Source organism: Sphaerospermopsis sp. FACHB-1194 (genome assembly GCF_014696235.1).
Taxonomy (GTDB): Bacteria; Cyanobacteriota; Cyanobacteriia; order Cyanobacteriales; family Nostocaceae; genus Sphaerospermopsis; species Sphaerospermopsis kisseleviana.
This window is the reverse complement of the sequence record NZ_JACJPU010000008.1, coordinates 1-20,400: the sequence shown is the minus strand read 5'-3', so window position 1 is coordinate 20,400 and position 20,400 is coordinate 1. Positions and strand designations below refer to the sequence as shown.

Annotated in this window: 20 protein-coding genes and 2 pseudogenes; 13 read left to right on the top strand and 9 right to left on the bottom strand. The window is 38.4% G+C overall.

The features are described from left to right. Positions 1-38 precede the first annotated feature (38 nt). Together H6F45_RS06750 and H6F45_RS06745 are read right to left on the bottom strand one after the other, a co-directional pair. Entirely contained in the window at positions 39-1,022 is a 984-nt protein-coding gene (locus H6F45_RS06750; protein ID WP_096570684.1) for a folate-binding protein YgfZ, read from the bottom strand. Positions 1,023-1,160: 138 nt separating this feature from the next. Then, a complete protein-coding gene (locus H6F45_RS06745) occupies positions 1,161-1,316 on the bottom strand; it encodes a hypothetical protein (RefSeq protein WP_190346818.1) in 156 nt (51 codons plus the stop codon). A 188-nt stretch (positions 1,317-1,504) separates the two neighbouring features. Here H6F45_RS06745 and H6F45_RS06740 point away from each other — a divergent pair, with 188 nt between their 5' ends. Together H6F45_RS06740 and H6F45_RS06735 are read left to right on the top strand one after the other, a co-directional pair. After that, complete coding sequence (locus tag H6F45_RS06740) at positions 1,505-2,377, top strand: S-methyl-5'-thioadenosine phosphorylase (RefSeq protein ID WP_137668959.1); 873 nt, start codon at positions 1,505-1,507, stop codon at positions 2,375-2,377. Between the two features lie 46 nt (positions 2,378-2,423). Further along, a complete protein-coding gene (locus H6F45_RS06735) occupies positions 2,424-2,570 on the top strand; it encodes a hypothetical protein (RefSeq protein ID WP_190346817.1) in 147 nt (48 codons plus the stop codon). On the opposite strand, the gene H6F45_RS06730 is transcribed toward H6F45_RS06735, so the two are convergent. Beyond that, positions 2,520-4,655 (bottom strand): caspase family protein, encoded by a 2,136-nt coding sequence (locus H6F45_RS06730; protein WP_190346816.1) that lies wholly within the window; start codon positions 4,653-4,655, stop codon positions 2,520-2,522. The genes H6F45_RS06735 and H6F45_RS06730 overlap by 51 nt on opposite strands. A 100-nt stretch (positions 4,656-4,755) precedes the next feature. After that, positions 4,756-5,940: a sulfate adenylyltransferase gene (sat, locus tag H6F45_RS06725; protein ID WP_137668957.1), complete on the bottom strand. Its 1,185-nt coding sequence runs from the start codon at positions 5,938-5,940 to the stop codon at positions 4,756-4,758. A gap of 331 nt (positions 5,941-6,271) precedes the next feature. Here sat and H6F45_RS06720 point away from each other — a divergent pair, with 331 nt between their 5' ends. The 3 genes from H6F45_RS06720 (at position 6,272) to H6F45_RS06710 (ending at position 7,539) form a co-directional block, all read left to right on the top strand. Further along, positions 6,272-6,496, top strand: a complete 225-nt coding sequence (locus H6F45_RS06720; protein ID WP_190346864.1) for a CopG family transcriptional regulator — start codon at positions 6,272-6,274, stop codon at positions 6,494-6,496. A gap of 187 nt (positions 6,497-6,683) precedes the next feature. Continuing rightward, a complete protein-coding gene (locus tag H6F45_RS06715; protein WP_096570692.1) occupies positions 6,684-7,127 on the top strand; it encodes a type II toxin-antitoxin system antitoxin SocA domain-containing protein in 444 nt (147 codons plus the stop codon). After that, complete coding sequence (locus tag H6F45_RS06710) at positions 7,120-7,539, top strand: hypothetical protein (RefSeq protein ID WP_199291085.1); 420 nt, start codon at positions 7,120-7,122, stop codon at positions 7,537-7,539. Before H6F45_RS06715 ends, H6F45_RS06710 begins: the two co-directional genes overlap by 8 nt. A 36-nt stretch (positions 7,540-7,575) precedes the next feature. Here H6F45_RS06710 and H6F45_RS06705 read toward each other — a convergent pair. Together H6F45_RS06705 and mnmA are read right to left on the bottom strand one after the other, a co-directional pair. Further along, positions 7,576-7,815: pseudogene (locus H6F45_RS06705) on the bottom strand (Uma2 family endonuclease); the annotation flags it as partial. A 12-nt stretch (positions 7,816-7,827) separates the two neighbouring features. Further along, positions 7,828-8,883 carry a tRNA 2-thiouridine(34) synthase MnmA gene (gene mnmA / locus H6F45_RS06700; protein WP_190346815.1) on the bottom strand — a complete coding sequence of 352 codons (1,056 nt, stop codon included), beginning with the start codon at positions 8,881-8,883 and terminating at the stop codon, positions 7,828-7,830. Positions 8,884-9,105: 222 nt separating this feature from the next. Between mnmA and H6F45_RS06695 the strand changes: the two genes are divergently transcribed. The 4 genes from H6F45_RS06695 to H6F45_RS06680 all read left to right on the top strand — a co-directional run bounded on the left by H6F45_RS06695 (position 9,106) and on the right by H6F45_RS06680 (position 12,647). Beyond that, complete coding sequence (locus H6F45_RS06695; RefSeq protein ID WP_096570696.1) at positions 9,106-9,834, top strand: hypothetical protein; 729 nt, start codon at positions 9,106-9,108, stop codon at positions 9,832-9,834. Between the two features lie 117 nt (positions 9,835-9,951). Further along, the gene (locus H6F45_RS06690) at positions 9,952-11,559 is read left to right on the top strand and encodes an NAD(P)H-hydrate dehydratase (RefSeq protein ID WP_190346814.1); all 1,608 of its coding nucleotides are present in this window, start codon (positions 9,952-9,954) and stop codon (positions 11,557-11,559) included. 79 nt (positions 11,560-11,638) lie between these two features. Then, on the top strand, positions 11,639-12,097 hold the full coding sequence (locus tag H6F45_RS06685; protein WP_137668485.1) for a DUF29 domain-containing protein: 459 nt from the start codon (positions 11,639-11,641) through the stop codon (positions 12,095-12,097). Between the two features lie 76 nt (positions 12,098-12,173). Next, entirely contained in the window at positions 12,174-12,647 is a 474-nt protein-coding gene (locus H6F45_RS06680) for a DUF29 domain-containing protein (protein ID WP_190346813.1), read from the top strand. 65 nt (positions 12,648-12,712) lie between these two features. Here H6F45_RS06680 and H6F45_RS06675 read toward each other — a convergent pair whose 3' ends face one another. Beyond that, positions 12,713-13,810 carry a glycosyltransferase family 1 protein gene (locus H6F45_RS06675; RefSeq protein ID WP_190346812.1) on the bottom strand — a complete coding sequence of 366 codons (1,098 nt, stop codon included), beginning with the start codon at positions 13,808-13,810 and terminating at the stop codon, positions 12,713-12,715. A gap of 242 nt (positions 13,811-14,052) precedes the next feature. Then, positions 14,053-15,705, bottom strand: a complete 1,653-nt coding sequence (gene mutL / locus H6F45_RS06670) for a DNA mismatch repair endonuclease MutL (RefSeq protein WP_190346811.1) — start codon at positions 15,703-15,705, stop codon at positions 14,053-14,055. A 211-nt stretch (positions 15,706-15,916) separates the two neighbouring features. Between mutL and H6F45_RS06665 the strand changes: the two genes are divergently transcribed. After that, on the top strand, positions 15,917-16,243 hold the full coding sequence (locus H6F45_RS06665; RefSeq protein ID WP_096570707.1) for a rhodanese-like domain-containing protein: 327 nt from the start codon (positions 15,917-15,919) through the stop codon (positions 16,241-16,243). Between the two features lie 220 nt (positions 16,244-16,463). On the opposite strand, the gene H6F45_RS06660 is transcribed toward H6F45_RS06665, so the two are convergent. Then, positions 16,464-17,498: an adenosine deaminase gene (locus H6F45_RS06660; protein WP_190346810.1), complete on the bottom strand. Its 1,035-nt coding sequence runs from the start codon at positions 17,496-17,498 to the stop codon at positions 16,464-16,466. 176 nt (positions 17,499-17,674) lie between these two features. Between H6F45_RS06660 and H6F45_RS06655 the strand changes: the two genes are divergently transcribed. The 3 genes and pseudogenes from H6F45_RS06655 to H6F45_RS06645 form a co-directional block, all read left to right on the top strand. Further along, entirely contained in the window at positions 17,675-19,003 is a 1,329-nt protein-coding gene (locus tag H6F45_RS06655) for an adenylosuccinate synthase (RefSeq protein WP_190346809.1), read from the top strand. Positions 19,004-19,067: 64 nt separating this feature from the next. Beyond that, complete coding sequence (rplY, locus tag H6F45_RS06650) at positions 19,068-19,364, top strand: 50S ribosomal protein L25 (RefSeq protein ID WP_096570713.1); 297 nt, start codon at positions 19,068-19,070, stop codon at positions 19,362-19,364. Positions 19,365-19,854: 490 nt separating this feature from the next. Next, positions 19,855-20,400, top strand: a pseudogene (locus H6F45_RS06645) (adenylyl-sulfate kinase); the annotation flags it as partial.

Here is a 20,400-nt window from a genome sequence, read left to right as displayed (position 1 = left end):
AGGGGAAGTTAATAACCCAATCACCAATCACCAATCACCTATAATGGATATTCATGAGAAACAAAGGGGATGGAAACAACTTCTCCTTCACTGTTTCCTACTTGCACTTTTAACCCTACACCACCAGCTTTAGAACGAATGTAACCTAGTCCAAAATGACCTTCAGGGGTTTCTGTGTAACTGGTAAGTTTACCGACTTTTTCATCTCCTATGGTAATCACGCTTCCTGGTGCTGCGGGAGCGTTAAGACTAATTCCCCATAAATATTGTTTTACACCTTTATAGGTGTTTAATCTAGCAATGGTTTCTTGACCGATGTAACAACCTTTATTAAAAGATACAGTTTGCCACAAACCGATCTCCAAGGGATTATACTCATCAGTGATTTCTGCATCGGGTACAGGACGACCTTGTAATATTCGCAAAGTTTCCCAATGGCGATCGCTCAATTCTACCGCATCATATTCTAATATTTTCTCCCACAGTTTTTGTTTTTCCGCTACAGGGAAAATGAGAGTATATCCAGGGATAGCTAACCCACTACCCACGGCAAAAATCATATTATCAACCACAATGTGACTATTATTGGGTTTACCAATCAGTGAACCAGCCCCCAATTTTTCTACAATAGCATCGCTTTGGGGTCCGATGAGGCTAAAAGTTGCAGTTTCATCAGTGATATCGGTTAACGTTACCTTGTCTGCAAAAAATATGTAACGATCTAACCATGACATCAAAAATTCTCGCCGATGGGGTGAAACTAAAAGTAACACTGCATCATCGAGAACATAACCAGTTACTAAATCTATAGTTCTGGCTGTGGATGTAACCATTACAGTATCACAACCTTCACCTGGTTTGAGGCGTTGAAAATCATTGGTGCTTTGGTTGTGTAAAAACCGCAGACTGTCATCACTAGAAACACGGATGCGTCCCCAATGGGAGCGATCGCACACAGCAACTTTTTCTTTAGCTGCATGAATAGCTGCTGCATTTTTATTATCAATTGCAGATGTTGGCATAGTAATCAAGACTTACCCTATTTTCAGGTTTTTTACATCACAAATATTAACAAATATAGATACCTGCTTACCAGTGATGTTGATAATAAAACACCTGAGATTTATAGAGTTAATCCAAAATCTAAAATTTCAAATTTCTTAATCTACAACTCTAATTAAGCCTTTTTTTAAACCATCAAATACTTGATTGATTTGCATAATATGTTGAACTTGGCGCGTAATTCGGCGATTGGTAAATATGCGTTGCAAGATTGATTCTAAATTGCTGGGATCTGAATTAGCTATAAATTGCATATTTCCACCTCGCAGTTTATTTATTTTCGATGCTAATCTATTCTAAAATATCAACTTTTGATAAAGTTTACATTCGTAGCCCTACGGAAACGCACAAAATTTAATCTAATTGCAAATTTGTAGCTTTAGGTTATTCATTTTTTCGGTAAAATAACTTAGATGTTTAAAAGTTCACAGGTTTATAAAATATGACATTAGCGGAAATTGGAATTATTGGTGGCAGTGGTTTATACAAAATGGAATCTCTGAAGGATGTAGAAGAAATAGAAATAGAAACACCTTTTGGCTCACCATCAGATGCGGTAATTATCGGCACTTTAGCAGATACAAAAGTTGCCTTTTTGGCTCGTCATGGTCGTAATCATACGTTATTACCTTCTGAATTGCCGTTCTGTGCCAATATCTATGCTATGAAGCAATTAGGAGTAAAATACTTAATTTCTGCTAGTGCAGTTGGTTCGTTGAAAGCAGAGGTAAAACCATTAGATATGGTAGTTCCAGATCAGTTTATTGACAGAACTAAAAACCGTATTTCCACGTTTTTTGGTGAAGGAATTGTAGCGCATATTGCATTTGGTGATCCAATTTGTAAAAATTTGGCGGCTGTTTTAGCTGATGCGATCGCTTCTCTAAATTTACCTGATCTCACTCTTCACCGTGAAGGTACTTATGTCTGTATGGAGGGTCCTGCATTTTCTACCAAAGCTGAATCAAATCTTTATCGCAGTTGGGGTGCAACAATTATTGGCATGACCAATTTACCAGAAGCAAAGTTAGCCAGAGAAGCGGAAATTGCTTATGCAACTTTGGCTTTAGTTACAGATTATGATTGTTGGCATCCAGATCATGATAATGTCACAGTAGAGATGGTGATTGGCAATTTACAACGCAATGGAGTAAATGCCCAAAAAGTAATTCAAGAAACTGTAAAGCGGTTAAGTGAAAACCCCCCTCAAAGTGATGCCCATTCTGCTTTGAAATATGCAATTTTGACAAATTTAGCAAATGCACCAGCCGCAACTAAGGAGAAGTTAAGTTTGTTGTTGGAGAAGTATTTATAGGGCATTGGGCATTGGGAATTGGGAATTGGGAATCGGGAATTGGGAATTGGGTTATTCATCCTCCCAGTCACCAGTCACCAGTCCCCAGTCCCCAGTCACCAGTCACCAGTCCCCAGTCCCCAGTCCCCAGTCCCCAGTCCCCTCACACTACCTTAAAACTAAAATTCAGACTTGCCCAGTTATTCACATTTAATACATAAGAATCAGTAGTAGTTCCATTGATTTCCGCTTTAGCTTTAGTACCATTATGTAAATCTTGCAGTAAAGCCTGGGCAACTTCTAAGGTATTAACTAACTGACTAATGGGCTGTTGATCAGCGGTGGGATACCTAGCCGTTACCAAGGCTGCTAAAGTTTCCGTAAAAGGAGATGTACTCAATATTAGTTGATGTTCACAAAACAATGCTCGTGTAGGCAACAACCAGCCAAAGGTAGTATCATTTTGGGGGAATTTGAGGATTTGTCCTGGGGGAATGATTATTTCTTGCAGATCGGGTTTGGTGTCAGAAGCACTTGCTTCTGGGGACATTTGCCAAGGGTAAAAAGCTATGGCACTTCTAGTATTATTTAACCCCACCAGCATTACATAAATTGGGCGATCGCTCAAATTTTCTACCCGGTACTGCATCCTACTACCCACGGGAACTGTAGGAACAACTGTTCCTGGGGTGGTAAATGCTTTGTTAGTTGTAGTTTCCCCACTCAGATTGCGCCATGTTTGTCGCTGCATCACTACACGAGGCGAGATTTTGTTCATCATCTCTAAACTCGCTTTCACCGGTAAACGAGAAGAACCTTCATTTTCTGTCAGTCGCCATAACTTGGCGGCTAACAAGGTGGAAAATTTGGGTGTTAATCTTTGTACTGCAACTTTAACTGCTTCTCCAATTTCTCCAGAAGTATTATTTATTAGCTCACCACTGAGAGAAAAAAGACCATAACGACTAGGAACATTTTCCACTTTACCAAATACGTAATCAGCGCCCTGATCTGCTGAGGCAATATTTATCATGCGGGTAATGGCTGCAAAGGCACTGGTAGCGTCTACACGCTCAATTCTTTCCAGTCCCGAATCTAAGGCTACTGTTAAATTAATATTCCGGGGTAACATACGTACAGATTCCTGTACCAGTTGCCCAACTTGTAGAGATTTGCTATGTTCTTGACTAGATATCTGTGCTTTTGCAGTTAAGCCACTGCGGGACTTTAATATTAACTGTTCTCCAGTCGGCAAAGTCAATCTCGAATTAACACCATAGTATTGCCAAACGTGCGGGGGGATTCCTCCTAACCATAATTGTACTGTTTTACCATCGTCATCCTTAGCTTTCACTACTCCTTCTGCTGTAGTGCTTTCTATGGGAAAATTCTCATTAATTAAAACACTTTGAGGATTTTTCTTCTCACTGAGTAACCCTGGTTGCTGTTCACTACCCAGTTTGTACATAGAACTACTAGCATGAGATAGCAGAACTTGAATTGTTGTGGCTGGGGTTGCTTCCCATAGATATTGAGTCAGAACGTAGGTAAATAAACCCGCACTGAAACCAGAAAACAATAATTCTCCTGCTGTTTGCTCTGGTTGTGAAGTTGCTTTTATCACCATGACATTGTTAGCAACTGAGTTCTGTGTTTGCAGGTGGTTGAACAGATCCAGTTCTTTGAGTGCTAACTTTGCTGTTGATGGTTCTGGACGGGCGCGAAATCGCAAACCGGCAGGATGTAATGTACTTTTAGCATAGTAGCTAGTATCTAATACTGCTGTTACTCGGTCTGTGGGGAGCGATCGCAATAATCCTAAAAGATTTTCTTCTAATAAATAGTTGACAAAATTTATATTCTGTGAATTTTCGTCAACTGGGATCAGGGCATTCTGCAAATTTTCTGGGAAAGTACCCAACTTGACACGACTACCATAGCCGCTAAAGTGGAAAATCACAACATCATCGGCTTTTGCTTGTTTACCCAAGTGATCTAAAATAGCTGCCTCAATAAATTCTCGACTGGCTTGTTCCTCAGTTAAAGTAAGAATATCTGAAGTTGCAAAGCCAAAACGGTGAATCAAAAGTTCTTTTTGCAATTCCACATCTGTCAGACAACCACCAAGGGCGGGACTTTGTGGATATTGATTTATACCTATTAGCAATGCCAACTTGCGGCTATTGGGTGCTGCTAAAGCTTGATAATAGTGATTTCCCAAAGTCAACCACTCAGCTTGAGTTAAACCCAATAGTGCCAGTATAGAGCCAATTCTTCCTAAAAACGCACGCCGTTTCATAAATTAGCTGTTAACCCTCAGTCGATAAGGTACAGCTTAAAGGGCTGAGGGCTAAAGAGTAAAGTTTGAAATTAGACTTTTTGCTACTTTTTCAGTCTCTTTAAACCAAAGCTGGTTGTTGGATAGACATTGCTCTGGCTAACTCGGCTGCCACTTCTGGACGAGAAAATTCTGGTGGGGGTAACTCACCACGACGCAACATTTCTCTAACTTTTGTTCCCGATAGGTGAACCCGTTCCTCTGGTTTGCTAGGACTGGTTTTAGTGGTGGCCATTTGTTTGGTGCGTGTGCAGTAGAAAGCGTGTTCAAACTTCATTGGCACAATGCCCAGTTCTTCTGGCGCAAACTCATCAAATATATATTGAGCGTCATAAGTGCCGTAGTAGTCACCTACTCCCGCATGATCTCGCCCAACTATAAAATGTGTACAGCCGTAATTTTTACGCACTAGAGCATGGAAAATAGCTTCTCTGGGTCCTGCATAACGCATTGCCGCTGGGTTAATTGCCAGAATTACTCGATCTAAGGGGTAATAATGATCCATTAATATTTCATAACAACGCATCCGTACATCCGCAGCGATGTCGTCTTCTTTGGTTGCACCGACTAATGGGTGTAAAAATAGACCATCAACTGTTTCCAAGGCGCACTTTTGAATGTACTCATGGGCGCGGTGGATGGGGTTGCGGGTTTGGAAACCAACGATAGTTTTCCAACCTTTTTCTCTAAACATTTGCCGGGAAGCAGCGGGATCTATTTGGTAGGCGGGAAACTGGGGATGAGGATCACGTTGCAGTAACCAGATATCCCCAGCCAGATTCACAGAACCTTGGTTATATACTACCTGTACTCCAGGGTGTTTGGCTTCATCTGTGCGATATACATTTACAGCTTCGCGTTTTTTGTCGTAAGTATATTTTTCGCTTAGTTCCAAAACCCCAATGTACTCGCCATTGGGGTTATCCAGACGCACTAAACCACCTACTTGGAGAGGGGCGGCAACTTCTTCTGTGACAGATAGTGTAATGGGAATTGACCAAACAGTACCGTTAGCCAATCGCATTTCTGCGACTACGCGATTATAGTCGGCTTGGTTCATGAAACCAGTCAGCGGACTAAAACCACCGATCGCAATCATTTCTAGATCGGAAACGGCTCGCTCATCAAGGGTTACTCGTTGTAAAAATTCTGCTTTGGAAAGAAATAATTCTCTTTGTTCAGTTGAAGCAATTCTGTTAATTAATTCTCCGCCGTGGGGGGCGATCGCATCTGGTTGGTAACTCAACGTGATTCCTTCCGTAATTTATAAATATTGTTATTGTTGCAATCTATGTACTAAGTTATCAAATTGTGGGTACTTTGTGTTACAAGTTCACAAAAAAAATTTTCTATTGCCGGTCGGAAAGGGTGTGATTGGGGATTGGTGACTGGGGATTGGTGACTGGGGACTGGGGATTGGTTACTGGGAAAAATCTTTCCTCCTCTACTCCCCTACTTCCCCTACCTCTTGAACTCCTGACTCCTGACTCCTATCCCCTAACGAAAAGACTTTCAAAAGCATTCCCTAATTATGCTACCTTTGAGTAAGAAATATGAGATTGCCAAATGGTAATACTATGCAAACGGGAAAAATATCTATTTCCTTGCCAACAGCTTCATTGCAGTTTGTGGAGAACTACAAAATTACCAAAGGTTGTAAATCTCGTTCTCAAGTAATTGAGTTAGCGTTAGATTTATTGAGATTTCAAGAGTTAGAGCAAGCATATCGGGAAGCATCAGCAGAAATTGACCCAGAATGGGAATTAACCCTAGAGGATGGGTTGAAAGATGAAACGTGGTGAAATTTATTTTGCTAACCTCAGTCCCGCAGTAGGGTCAGAAATGGATACCTGAACGGTTGCTTTAATTAATATTGTGTAGTACAATAGCATTTTAGAAATATATATTATTCGCTCGAAGGAAAAAATTTAAGATACTTTTTATTACTAAGAATAGTTGCTGGAATTATCAAAATCGAAGGAAACAAGTATGCTCAGTTGTCATGATGTTGCAAAGTATTTTCTATCTCAAGCTGATGAAGATGCTGGGGATTTAATTTCTAATCTGAAACTACAAAAATTACTTTACTACGCACAAGGTTTTCATTTAGCACTGTATAACGAACCTTTGTTTCCTGAGCCTGTTGAAGCTTGGATTCATGGACCAGTTGTACCGGAAGTTTATCATGAGTATAAAAACTTTGCTTCTAGTGCAATTCCCATTCCTGAAGATATTGATTTTTCGATATACGATGAAAAAACTGTTGATTTACTAGATGAAGTTTATAGCGTATATGGTCAATTTTCAGCTTGGAAATTGAGAAATATGACTCATAATGAAGAACCTTGGAAAGACACAGATGTAAGTGATGTTATTACTCATGAATGTCTAAAAAAATATTTTAAAACTCAGCTTTTAGATGAAGATGAGTAAGAAAAAAATTAAACAACCCCAAAAAGATAGGGGTAATAAACTAACAACTCCAAATGATCAAAAAGAAATTTCTCCAGAAAAAGCTCCACCTGTATTTTCTCTACGTTACCTAGAGGGTGAATATTGTTTAACTAAGTGTGAGAAAGATGATCAGGTTGCATTTGCTTTAAAATTGCATAGACTGAGTAAATTAACCTGGAGTCAAATACACTCGCAAGGTAGACACCAACTTGGGTATGAAAAAATTTCTAGGGATGCTATTAAAGCACCAATTCCCAAATTTATTACAGAAGATGTCAATTTTATTGCTTTTCGCTTTTCCGGTATAAAAGCAATGGTAGGCTATAGAGATGGTGCTATATTTTATGTTATTTGGTTAGATAGAAATTTTACTCTTTACAATCATGGTTAATTGCTGTTTGCAGATAGTACATTTTTCATCTAACAATTACACTGTAAAGATTTGTTGTGCTGTTAATTGCAAGTTAGGAAAGATGGAAGAAACAAGTTGATCGTTATTTTGAAACAATTGCTTTTCATATTCATCACCAACTAAGGTACAAATAGTAATTGTTGGTTGTTTGGGTTTACCAATATATTCTCTTCCTCCAATTCCCAAATAATCTACAATCAAATATTCAGGTACACCTAATAAAGCGTAATCTTCGACTTTACGGGCGTAGTCGTTTATTTACACTACTTAACTAAACTGTTCAATTATTCCCCCACCTAATACCTTTTCCCCTTCATACCAAACCGCAGCTTGTCCTGGGGTAATGCTGAACTGAGGTTCATCAAAAACTAACCGCACTCTGTCATTTTCTAAAGGCATCACCGTCACCGCTACAGGTTGGGAACGATAACGAATTTGCACTTCTGCACGGATGGGGGTTGCAGGTTCAGCAATAGACACCCAGTTTACCCGGTTGACTGTGCATTCTCCTTGAGTTCCTTTGGTGCGATCGCCCACTACCACACGATTATTAACTGCATCTAATTCAATCACATACAAAGGTTCAGCAGCAGCAATTCCTAAACCTTTACGCTGACCAATTGTGTAATGATGGACACCATCATGTTTACCCAAAACCTTACCAGTGGTATCCACAATATCACCTGGTTTTGGTGCTAAATATTTATCTAAAAATGCCCGCATTGAACCGTTACTTTCTACCAAGCATAAATCTTGACTTTCTGGTTTATCGGCGGTTTTTAACCCATATTCGGCAGCTATTTTGCGGGTATCGCTTTTATTTAATTCTCCCAAAGGAAAGATCGAAGCCCCAAGTAAATCTTGAGACAAATCATATAGGAAATAAGATTGATCCTTGTTGCGGTCAACGGCGCGTAATAATTGATAACGTCCAGTGGTTTCATCATAAGTAATTCGCGCATAATGACCGGTAGCTATGTAATTACTTTCTAACTTCTCCCGTGCATATTCCACCATTGGTCCAAACTTCACCGTCTTGTTACATTGAGAACAAGGCAGGGGCGTAATTCCCACACTATAACCAGAGACTAAATAATCAACAATATTCGCTTGAAAGACATCCCGAATATCGACAATTTCGTGGGGAACACCCAATTGTTCACAAATACTAGCCGCGTCGATCATTCCTTCAGAGCAACATTGACCCTTACCTTTCATTAACCAAAGGGTCAAACCAATTACATCATAGCCCTGATTGTGTAAAATAGCGGCAGCTACAGAACTGTCAACGCCACCAGAAAGACCAACGACAACTTTTTTCATAATTTACACTTTTAACAGTGCTTGCTACTGTTCATCTATAATAAGGGTTTTTGATTTTAGCACAAGGCAAACACTCTCCCATAGTAGCATAAGTAGGGCTTTAGCAAAGCTAAACCCTGACAAAATTCTTTCGTTTTGGGGTTTCACCCATCTCCGTAATTTTTTATTATCCTGATTAAAATAATGGCTAGTAGAAAATTTTGAGAAACCCTGGTTACAAATATGTCTCATTTAATAACACGTCAAATTACCACTGTACCCGTAATTTCTTTACTTGTGGGTGGATGCTTGATGCTCACTTGCGAAGATAGTCTAGCACAGACCAGATTACCAGAATTGCAACCAGCAGTAGAGTTTTATCAAAATAATCAAAACTATCAAACTTCTCAACCTACACAAATTAGTCAATATGGACAAAACTTTGAAAGATATGTTGTCTATGTTGATAGCGATAACTCCCAAATTCTACAACAAGTGCGTCAAATTGAAAGTAGTGCTTATATTCGTCCGTTTAATGGACGTAATATTATTCAGTCAGGTGTTTTTAGCAAACCATCTAACGCCCAACAGCGTGTGAGAGAATTAGAATTAAATGGTATTAGTGGCGCTCGCATTCTCAGCTTTTCTAACCCAGAACAAATCTCCTATTTCTCTGGTAGAGAAGTACCTTATTCTACTGGAGATAATTTTCGCAATGTAAGTCCTAGCGTTCAACGAGAACAGAGTAGATATTACTACGTTATCATTCCCACCAGCAGTAATAACTTACCCTTGCTTGGTAGAGAAATTCGACAAAAAATAGATGGTAATACTAATGTTTTTATGAGAACTCAACCACGAGGAGCGCATATAGCTGTAGGAGGTTTTAGAGAACGCCAAGAAGCAGAACAATGGAATAATTATTTGCGAAATTTAGGTTATGCTAATGCTAGGGTTTATTATGGAAGATAGGTGACAGGTGACAGGTGATTGGTGATTGGTGATTGGTGATAGAAAAGAATAACTAATGACTAATCACTAATAACTAATCACTAATGACTAATAACTAATCACTAATGACTAATACTAATGACTAAAGAACAATTTGTAGTCACTGCTGCTCAAATGCGTGACATTGAAGGACGAATATTTGCTGCGGGAATGCCGGTTGCAGCTTTGATGGAAAAAGTAGGGAGATTAATTAGCGATAGCTTCGCTCGCCACTGGCAACGCCTACAATCTATCATACCTCTTAGCCACCCTTTTAAAAGCTCCTCGTTTAAAAGTCCCTCTTTTCAAGGGGGATCTAATGTAGGAATTTTAGCAGGTCCAGGACACAATGGAGGTGATGCTTTAGTTGTAGCCAGAGAGTTACATTTTCAAGGTTATCAAGTTTGGATTTATCAACCTTTTGCTAAACTCAAAGAATTAACTTCTCAACATTTACAATATGCCCAAAATTTGGGGATTCCTTGTTTTACAGAACTGGCAGAATTACCAAGTTGTGATTTTTTAATTGATGGGTTATTTGGCTTTGGTTTAGAAAGAGAAATTACCGGGAATATTGCAGAAGCAATTAACCATTTTAATGATTGGAATAAACCGATTTTTAGTATTGACTTACCTTCTGGTTTACACACAGATACAGGGGAAGTTTTAGGTACTGCTATTCGTGCAACTCATACCTTTTGTTTAGGTTTATGGAAACAGGGTTTATTGCAAGAACAAGCATTAGAATATATTGGACAAGCAGAATTAATTGATTTTGATATTCCCTTAGCTGATATTCATGCGATTTTAGGTGAAGTTACCAAAATTAAACGCATTACCAAAACCACAGTATTTGATACCTTATCTTTACCTCTTTCCCCTACAACCCACAAATATAAATCTGGACATTTACTATTAATTTCTGGCTCAAAACGTTATGCAGGGGGCGCAATTTTAACGGGTTTAGGTGCGCGTGCTTCGGGTGTAGGAATGTTATCAATTGCCGTACCTGAAAGTATTAAACCGCTTTTAATTTCCCATTTACCAGAAGCGTTAATTATCGGATGTCCTGAAACGGAAACCGGGGCAATTTCTCATTTACAATTACCTCCAAATACAGATTTGAGTTCATTTAATGCTATTGCTTGTGGACCAGGTTTAACTACAGATGCTACCCCAATTATTGAACAGGTAATTAATAGTGATGTGCCGTTAATTTTGGATGCCGATGGTTTAAATATCTTGGCACAATTAGGGACTATTTCCACTTTAAAAAAACGCCAAAATACAACAATTCTCACACCCCACACAGGTGAATTTCATCGTTTATTTCCTGATATTAATTATCAAGATAGGGTGAAAGCAGTACAAACAGCAGCATCACAAACAGGGGCTGTAGTGCTGTTAAAAGGGGCAAGAACCGCCATTTCTAACCCTGAAGGTGTCGTTTGGATCAATGCGGAAAGTACGCCAGCTTTAGCTCGTGGTGGTAGTGGTGATGTCTTAACTGGTTTAATGGGCGGAATTTTGGCGCGGGTTGTTAATAAACAAGTTAATATTGAAGATGTGGTAGCTGCTGCGGCTTGGTGGCATGCTCAAGGGGGTATTTTAGCAGTAAAAGAAAGGACAGAATTAGGGGTTGATGCGTTTACTTTGACGCAATATTTAATCAGGGTTTTAAAGTTAAGTATTGAAGATATTTTGTAGGTATTAGATTATCTGAGTTTATCTGCATTCAATGGAAAATATTGTATAATATTGATAAGTACCCACAGGAGGTAAAAAAATGGCAACACCTCAGCTAAAAAGTACCACAAAAACTAATCTTTATGAACAAGATTTTTACTTATGGATAGAAACAACCGCCCAACATTTAAGAAAAGGAGATTTTACAGAAGTTGATTTAGGAAATTTAATAGAAGAAATCGAAAGCATGGGAAGAAGTGAAAAACGAGAGTTAAAAAGCCGTTTAATTGTGCTACTAATGCACTTATTAAAATGGCATTATCAACCTGAAAAACGTAGTGCAAGTTGGCAGAGTACAATTACTGAACAAAGAATTTGTCTTGAAGAATTATTAGAAGACAGTCCAAGTTTACAACCTTTATTCACAGAATTATTTGCAGATTGTTATAATAAAGCTCGTCTGAAAGCATCTCAAGAAACAGGAATTAAACTAAATTTCTTTCCTCAAGAGTCTCCTTTTAGTTTAGATGAAGTTATGAATAGTGGTTTAGATATGTAGAATAGTTAAATTTGTTCTCCCTGAAATATAAAACCAAATCTAACTTATTTTGATCAACAACCACAGGAGGCTAAAAATGACAACACCTCAGCTAAAAAGTACCACAAAAACTAATCTTTATGAACAAGATTTTTACCTATGGATAGAAACAACCGCCAAACAATTAAAAGCAGGGAAATTTGCAGAAATTGATTTAGAAAATCTGATTGAAGAAATTGAAAGCATGGGAAGAATTGAAAAAAGAACATTAGAAAGTAATTTAGTAGTGCTTTTAATGCACTTATTAAAATATAAATGTCAGCCAGAAAAACGCTCTAAAAGCTGCCTTTCGACTATCTTTGAACATCGCCGGAGATTAAATAAACATTTCCAAGATAGTCCTAGTTTAAAAACTAGTTTAAAAAATTTTTTTTTAGAAACATTTGTCGAATGTTATCAAGATGCACGTCAGCAAGCGTCTATAGAAACAGGTTTGTTACTTGATATTTTTCCTGTAGAATCTCCTTTTAATACCGATGAATGTTTAAATCAAGACTTTTTAACTGATTAAATGTATGATTATTTTATAAATATTAGCCCCCCTTTTTAAGGGGGTTGGGGAGATATAAAATCAAACTAGGGTGGATCTAAATTAACCCCAGAATTTACAAAAAGTTCCCTATTCAACTTTTCAATTACATAATTTGCAACCACAGTTTCAGAACATTTATTTTGCCAAAAAATTAATGATTTATAGTGCATTTCTTCCATCAGTTCTTTATTTTCCAACAGATTTTTTAACACCTTTGGTAATTCTTGCCAATTCTTGATTTTAATCACCGGCGCACCTTCTAAATACCATCGAGAAGGTAAAGCTTCTGTGACTAAAACACAACCATATTTCATCCCCTCAAATAACCGAGTGGTTTCAAAAGATGTACCTCTAGGAACAAGACAGATTTTTGTATCCATCATGATTTCACAATAGCTGCGTTCATCCGCTTGAGTTCTATTGTGATAACCACCAGTAATTGATAATTCAACGTTAAATTCAGGATGTTTTTCTTGGAAACTTTTTAAAGTTGATAACATCAATTTTCTAGATAATGCTTTAGGAGTTCCTAACCAAGATTTAAAAGACCAGATAGGATATTGTCTGTGGACAACACTCCCGGAAAAATAAGTATCATAAAGCCGATCTGCGATATTTTTGATGGGTAAATCCTTGGAGTTATTGTAACCCAAGGGAAGATCATAGATAGGAGGAATTAGACCTTTACCTAATACCAAACTTTTGAATTTATGCCAATAATAATTAACCCGGCCTGGTACACCAACTAATAAAATTCTTAAAAACTGAATTAGTGTCAGTAAGTTTAACAATGAAGGTTGTACAATAGGGTTACATCCGAGAATGGAATTTGTACCTACACACTTAAATACCGCCCTGACTTTGTGAGCATATTTGGGTATACGATACCATTCATCACCCAATACAAAAACTACCACATTTTCCCCATAAGATGGTAGTTCATCAATTTCATTCCAAGTGACATAAAAGACTAAACCACTGATAAGAGAACTTTTTTCTATTGCTTGAAATACTTTACCGAAATAAGTAGTTAAAGCAAAGTCAATGGGTGGTTTAGGATCGTATATATCCCAAGCAACAGGTTTTTGATCTTTGCGGATATAGAGATAATACTGATTAGCAAGAGCAGTAATTACAGCCATATAATGTGGGAAGGATTTGTGAGAATTTACCCAAGTTTTTGAGATAAAAAAAACACTAAGACATAAAACCCCAAACTCTCAAATTAAGTTGGATGTCTAAGTATTAGCTGTTTATTTCTCAGCGGCCTTTTCTAAAATAGCCTTGCTTCAGTTTTTCTATACTTTCTCGTGTAGACAAGACAGTTATACAAAATCATCATGGAAAATTCATAATTCTTTCGTAATTAATTTCTCCTGACTCCTTAGATACCATGACTTTTACCAACCACCCAATGACGACGGAAAAAGCGAGATAAAGCAGACTCTTCCAAAGATAAATAAATTGGTCTACCATGTGGGCAGGTCTGGGGGTTGCGGGTGCGTTGCCAATCATCTAATAATTGCTGCATTTCTGGTAAAGTCATTGGTGTACCATTGCGGATAGCACTGCGACAAGCAACCGCAACCTGGGCGGTTTGTAAGTCTCCTCCTAAACTTAATTCTAATAATGCTTCGGCGCAATCTTCCCGTGTTTTTAACATTGCGGGAACTGTACGTACAGCCCAAAGTTTTTCCCCAAAAGTTTCAATATCTAAGTTAATTCTTTGTAATTGGGCAACCTGAGAAGGTAATAATTGATAAAGAATAATTGGTGTTTCTACAGGCACTATTTCCCATTCATCACAGATTTTTTCATATAAAACTCTTTCATGGGCAATGTGTTGTTCTACTAACCACATTCCTCCTGGATGTTCAGCAACAATATACATATTGCTCACTTGGGCAACGGCTTTTAAGTAATTCTGTGTTTTTGTATCTGCATTTTTAGAACTAAAGTTATAACTACCTTTTTTTTCTGCAACTTTAAGTAAGTTACTTACTCGAGTTGTGTGAACTGAATCTTTTAAATTAGCTTCAGAAATATAGAATGCTTGATTAATCGTTTCGCTAATTTTTTCTTGCCAAGCATTAATTTCATTTAAATAAATTTCTGTTTTGGCAGGGTGGCGATTCCAGTTAATTTGATCAGGGGAAATGGTAAGATGTAAAAAACAAACCGGATAGCGATCGCGTGGTAAGGTTTTATGAAATGCTGCAAAAATTGTTTGTTCTAATTCTGGTGATTTAATGATTCTGCCATTAATGGCTACTTTTACCCAGTCAGGTTTATGACGGTGACATCTATCTGGTAAACCTATTACTAAGTTAATTGTAGATTGCGGATTGGGTATTTCTATTTTTAATTCTTTTAAATCACCTGGTTTAATTTGGGTGAGAATTTGCGGAATTAATTTACCTGGACTTGCAGTTTGACAAATAGTGAACCATTCCCGATCATTTTGCCAAACTTGATAAGTAATATGAGGATGACATAAAGCAATTTGTTGAATGATTGTTTGTACAGCTTTCATTTGCTGTGTGGTGTTCGGTAAACCTTGACGACGTGCGGGATAATTAGCAAATAAATTATCAACAGTAACAACAGTACCAGAAGCGATCGCTACTACTTCTGTTTTAATAACTTCCCCATCATTGCCATAAACAACCCGCCATCCTTCATTTCCTCCCACCGGACGGCTAAAAATTTCTAAATCTGCTAAAGTTGCTAAACTATGTAACGCTTCTCCACGAAAACCTAAACTTTTAATTTTCCACAAATCATCTGAAGAATGAATTTTACTGGTAGTATGTGCTGTTGCCGCTTGTTGTAAATCATCTAAATTCATACCACAACCATTATCAGCTACCCGCACTCGCCATTGCTGTGACCATAGAGAAACTACAATGCGCGTTGCACCAGCATCTAAGGAATTTTCTACTAATTCCCGAACCACAGAAGCAAAACTATCTATTACTTCTCCTGCTGTAATCAGATATACGACTTCTGTAGGTAAAGATTGTATTGTAGATGCCATGTTCCAGAATTGAAAATTAAAAATTAAAGATTAAAAATTGTCGGGATGTACAGATAATTAGTTTACAATATTTAGGTTTATTTTAGGCTTATAAACTGTAATCATAATTTTAGTTAACATCTCTAAAGAATTTTAGATAAATTGTCAAAAAAACCGAATTTTCAAAGTATTTTTGATAGATTGCTGGTAAAGTCTTAAACTAAAAACGCCAATGAGTAATTTAGTTGCTGATGTTAATGAATTAATATCGCGTCTAGAATGGGGTCAACCCGCCTTTACAATTATTGATGTACGCGATCGCCTTACCTACAACCACGGCCATATCACAGGTGCTATTTCCATTCCCCTCAACGACTTAGCCGACCGTGCAAAAACCAGCTTGCATAAACAACGCCAAATCTACGTTTATGGCGACCATGATACCCATGCTAATCTGGCAGTTAGTATTTTAGGCGCTGCCGGGTTTAGAGATGTCTGTGTTATTCAAGGTGGCCTAGACGCTTGGAAAACAGTGGGTGGCGCGACAGAAGGCGTTTAACAGTTAATGAAGGCAACAGGCAAAAGGCAACAGGCAAAAGTTGATAAAAATTAATCAACTTTTATCAACTTTTATCAATTTTATCTTGTGTTCTCTGCCTTTGCTTCTTCCTCAATATTGTCTATGAGAAGTGACGCAAGATTGGACTAAAAACCTCATTATTGCGTAGGGGTAATTCATGAATTACCCCTACTTTTGTTCTGTTTTGCTTAATTCCTGTCTATATCAAAACCTTAGCTGGTTCAGGTTTCAATAAACCACTTAACAAAGATGCAGGACGTTGATCATGAGGCCAAGCGAAAGCATGGCGAAAAGCGGCATCTTGACAGGCTTGAAGTTGTTGGAAATTAATAATGTCGTAAGTTAGCAGATTTTCATATTCAAAAGGTAAACGGACATTATGTAAACCTGCGTTATCAGTACAGATGGCAATATCAACCCCAGTTTCAAAACATCGATCAAAAACCAATTTTAACTGCCGGATATCCTGTAAAGTTCCTGTTTTTAAGTAAGTCGTGGGACAAACTTCTAAACATTGTCCTCTTCTGGCTAAATCTGGCAATAATTGAGGATAAAGTAAAGGAATTTGGATACCGTGACCAATTCGCATTAAATAAGGTAAAAGTTCGGGATAACAACCATCTTTGGTTTCATAAAGATGTCCGGTAGTCTTCAAACCCAAAGAACGGGCATAGTTATATAAACTAATCCATTCTGGCATTCTTTCCCCATAAATGCGATCGCCACCTGCCACATCCACCGCACAAACATATTCTCTATTTTGTGCTGCTAAATCCACAATAGCCTTATTTACCTCAAAAGGTAAACGAGAGTGCATACAGAGAATTTGACTATTAACAATGGGATATTCCAAAGAATGACTCGCTTTACCCACAATTTCCACAATTTCCGCCATCTTATCAATTCTGGCGTTTTGATTTAGATGTTCAGGAGTGCGTAAATAGGGAGTATAACGCAATTCTAAATAAGCCAAATTTTCAAAGATATACGCACCACGCAACAAACGATAGATAAAGTAAGGTAAAGTTTCCACAGTTTGCACACTTTCCACTAAAGTATGCAATTCTAAATACTCATCTAAAGTATTGCGGGGACGGGTGTAAAAATCCTCAAATTCAGAATATTCAGCAAACCGAGAAATTAAATCTGTAGCATGGCGCTGAAAATACCGCCACAACACACGGGGGACGACGGAACCCCCCAGGTGTCTATGTAACTCAGCGTATAAGGCCATAATGGTAACTTTTAGATAAAAATTTTATTAATTGTAACAAAATTTATAAATAAAAAATATATTAATAATTTTATCAACCACCAGTACCCAGTCATCAGTCACAAAGTTATTGACAAAAGCTAAAAAAACTGCTAATAATTGATATTTGTGGAAACTTTACCCTTTAATATAATCTCTTGGCTAACGTCATTGTCATAGGCGCTCAATGGGGCGATGAAGGAAAAGGTAAAATAACTGACTTACTCAGCCGCTCCGCAGATGTGGTGGTACGTTACCAGGGAGGAGTTAACGCTGGACACACAATAGTAGTCCAAGGTCAGACATTTAAACTGCACTTAATTCCCTCTGGTATATTGTATCCAGATACCGAATGTATCATCGGCTGTGGGACAGTTATTGATCCACAGGTTTTGATACAAGAACTTGAACAACTTGAACACCTAAATATTTCTACTGCTAATCTGCTGATATCAGAGACGGCTCATGTTACCATGCCTTACCATCGGTTAATTGATAAGGCATCAGAAGAACGCCGGGGAACGCATAAAATCGGCACGACTGGTAGAGGTATAGGTCCTACCTACGCGGATAAATCCGAGCGGACTGGCATCAGGATGTTAGACTTGATGGATCCGGTTGGATTACGTGAGCAGTTGGAATGGACAATAAATTATAAAAACACAATTTTAGAAAAGCTGTATGATATTCCTCCTCTTGACCCCCAAGAAGTGATTGAGGAGTATTTGGGCTATGCAGAAAGGTTGCGTCCTTTTGTGGTGGACACATCAATAAAAATATATGATGCGGTGCAAAAACGACGTAACATTTTGTTTGAAGGCGCACAAGGAACTCTACTGGATTTAGATCATGGGACCTATCCTTATGTCACCTCTTCTAATCCTGTAGCTGGGGGTGCTTGCGTGGGTACTGGTCTAGGACCGACAATGATAGATCGGGTAATAGGGGTATCCAAAGCATATACCACTAGAGTCGGCGAAGGACCATTCCCCACAGAATTAGATGGGGAAATTGGTGATTTATTGGGCGATCGCGGTGCAGAATTTGGCACAACCACAGGTAGAAAACGCCGTTGTGGTTGGTTTGATGCCGTGATTGGACGTTATGCAGTCCGTATTAATGGCATGGATTGTATGGCACTAACTAAGTTAGATGTGCTAGATGAGTTAGAGGAAATCAAAGTTTGCGTGGCTTATGAAATAGATGGCCAACGCTGTGATCACTTCCCCACCAGCGCCCGTCAGTTTGCCCGTTGTCGTCCGATTTATAAAACCTTACCAGGATGGCAAGTACCAACCACTGAATGCCGTAGCTTGGAAGACTTGCCAAAGCAAGCATTGGACTATCTTAAATTCTTAGCAGAATTGATGGAAGTCCCGATCGCGATCGTCTCCTTAGGAGCAAGTCGTGATCAAACTATCATTGTGGAAGATCCAATTCACGGACCAAAACGCGCACTGTTGCACGCAGATGGTACACCAGTTTAATAATTGACAATTGACAATTGACAATTGACAACTAACAACCAACCACTAAAACATTAAGAGTAGTATGGCGATCGCATTAGAATCTCACAAACGTCCAGAAGGTAGCAAGCCCAATGCTTTGCGACGTTCTGGTTTAATCCCCGCGAATTTGTACGGACACAACGGTGCGGAATCAATTTCTTTAGTAGTTGATGCAAAAACCGTTGAACGCTTGCTCAAACAAGCTGCTCCCAACAAAACCGAAATTGAACTCAATATTCCTGAACTTCAGTGGACTGGTAAAACCGTACTCCGCGAAGTTCAAATTCACCCAGCCAAGGGTACACCTTACCATCTCAGTTTTTTTGCTGCTAAAGCCTAAAAGATGGTGTGCATTTTATCTTCAATAGCACTTAAATAGCACTTAAATTTTGTCATAATTGCTGAATGAACCAGGGTTAAACCCCTGGTTTTTTTTGTTAAGCTATCAGGGTTAATATAGCAGGAGTCAGGAGTCGTAGGGGCGAAGTAGGGGCGAAGCATTCGGAAAATAACCTTTTCATAAAATTGATAATTTATCGCCTGAATGCTTCGCCCTTACAGGAAAATAGCCTTTTCATAAAATTGATAATTGGTCGCCCGAATGCTGATGCTTCCAGCACGCTTCGCGAACGCCCGTACAGGAGTCAGGAGTAAAACCCTTATTATCACTAGCTTTTAGCTTTTGAGAATGTCCTAACTACTCTGTCTACAGCTATATCTTATAAAATTATTTCCGCTGATACTTGTATGGGTTGACCTGTGTTTATCTGCGGCTAAAAATCCAACTTCCAAAAATCCAACTTCCAACATCCAACACTGGTATAAATATTATGACACAAGCTAATCTTCCAGCTTTAATTGAACAAATGTTACAACCAGGATTTTATCCTCATGGGGTAACAGAACCAATTCAACTGATTCAAACTCATGCTTCTTATGTGTTACTCACTGGAGAATATGTCTATAAACTGAAAAAACCTATAAATTTTGGCTTTTTAGATTATTCCACATTAGAAAAGCGGTTACATTGTTGCCAGGAAGAGTTACGTTTAAATCAGCGAGGCGCAGGTGAACTGTATTTGCAAGTATTACCTATTACCTGCACAGGAGAACAATACCATTTAGCGGGAACGGGGGAAGTTGTAGAATATGCGCTAAAAATGCGTCAATTTCCCCAAGATGCCTTATTTAGTGAACTTTTTTCCCAGGGTAAGTTAAATGAAATGCACTTGCAGGAATTAGGACGGGTAGTATCTGAATACCATGCAAAGTCCCAGACAAATGATTACATTCGCAGTTTTGGGCAAATCTCAGAAGTGCGGTTGACTATTAATGAGAATTATAACCAAACTTTAAAGTATATTGGTGGTCCCCAA

What these genes read in the sequence shown, in the direction of transcription:
- H6F45_RS06750 (WP_096570684.1), bottom strand. Translation starts at nt 1,022, where the DNA reads ATGCCAACATCTGCAATTGATAATAAAAATGCAGCAGCTATTCATGCA.
- H6F45_RS06745 (WP_190346818.1), bottom strand. Translation starts at nt 1,316, where the DNA reads ATGCAATTTATAGCTAATTCAGATCCCAGCAATTTAGAATCAATCTTG.
- H6F45_RS06740 (WP_137668959.1), top strand. Translation starts at nt 1,505, where the DNA reads ATGACATTAGCGGAAATTGGAATTATTGGTGGCAGTGGTTTATACAAA.
- H6F45_RS06730 (WP_190346816.1), bottom strand. Translation starts at nt 4,655, where the DNA reads ATGAAACGGCGTGCGTTTTTAGGAAGAATTGGCTCTATACTGGCACTA.
- H6F45_RS06720 (WP_190346864.1), top strand. Translation starts at nt 6,272, where the DNA reads ATGCAAACGGGAAAAATATCTATTTCCTTGCCAACAGCTTCATTGCAG.
- H6F45_RS06715 (WP_096570692.1), top strand. Translation starts at nt 6,684, where the DNA reads ATGCTCAGTTGTCATGATGTTGCAAAGTATTTTCTATCTCAAGCTGAT.
- H6F45_RS06710 (WP_199291085.1), top strand. Translation starts at nt 7,120, where the DNA reads ATGAGTAAGAAAAAAATTAAACAACCCCAAAAAGATAGGGGTAATAAA.
- mnmA (WP_190346815.1), bottom strand. Translation starts at nt 8,883, where the DNA reads ATGAAAAAAGTTGTCGTTGGTCTTTCTGGTGGCGTTGACAGTTCTGTA.
- H6F45_RS06695 (WP_096570696.1), top strand. Translation starts at nt 9,106, where the DNA reads ATGTCTCATTTAATAACACGTCAAATTACCACTGTACCCGTAATTTCT.
- H6F45_RS06690 (WP_190346814.1), top strand. Translation starts at nt 9,952, where the DNA reads ATGACTAAAGAACAATTTGTAGTCACTGCTGCTCAAATGCGTGACATT.
- H6F45_RS06685 (WP_137668485.1), top strand. Translation starts at nt 11,639, where the DNA reads ATGGCAACACCTCAGCTAAAAAGTACCACAAAAACTAATCTTTATGAA.
- H6F45_RS06680 (WP_190346813.1), top strand. Translation starts at nt 12,174, where the DNA reads ATGACAACACCTCAGCTAAAAAGTACCACAAAAACTAATCTTTATGAA.
- H6F45_RS06675 (WP_190346812.1), bottom strand. Translation starts at nt 13,810, where the DNA reads ATGGCTGTAATTACTGCTCTTGCTAATCAGTATTATCTCTATATCCGC.
- mutL (WP_190346811.1), bottom strand. Translation starts at nt 15,705, where the DNA reads ATGGCATCTACAATACAATCTTTACCTACAGAAGTCGTATATCTGATT.
- H6F45_RS06665 (WP_096570707.1), top strand. Translation starts at nt 15,917, where the DNA reads ATGAGTAATTTAGTTGCTGATGTTAATGAATTAATATCGCGTCTAGAA.
- H6F45_RS06660 (WP_190346810.1), bottom strand. Translation starts at nt 17,498, where the DNA reads ATGGCCTTATACGCTGAGTTACATAGACACCTGGGGGGTTCCGTCGTC.
- rplY (WP_096570713.1), top strand. Translation starts at nt 19,068, where the DNA reads ATGGCGATCGCATTAGAATCTCACAAACGTCCAGAAGGTAGCAAGCCC.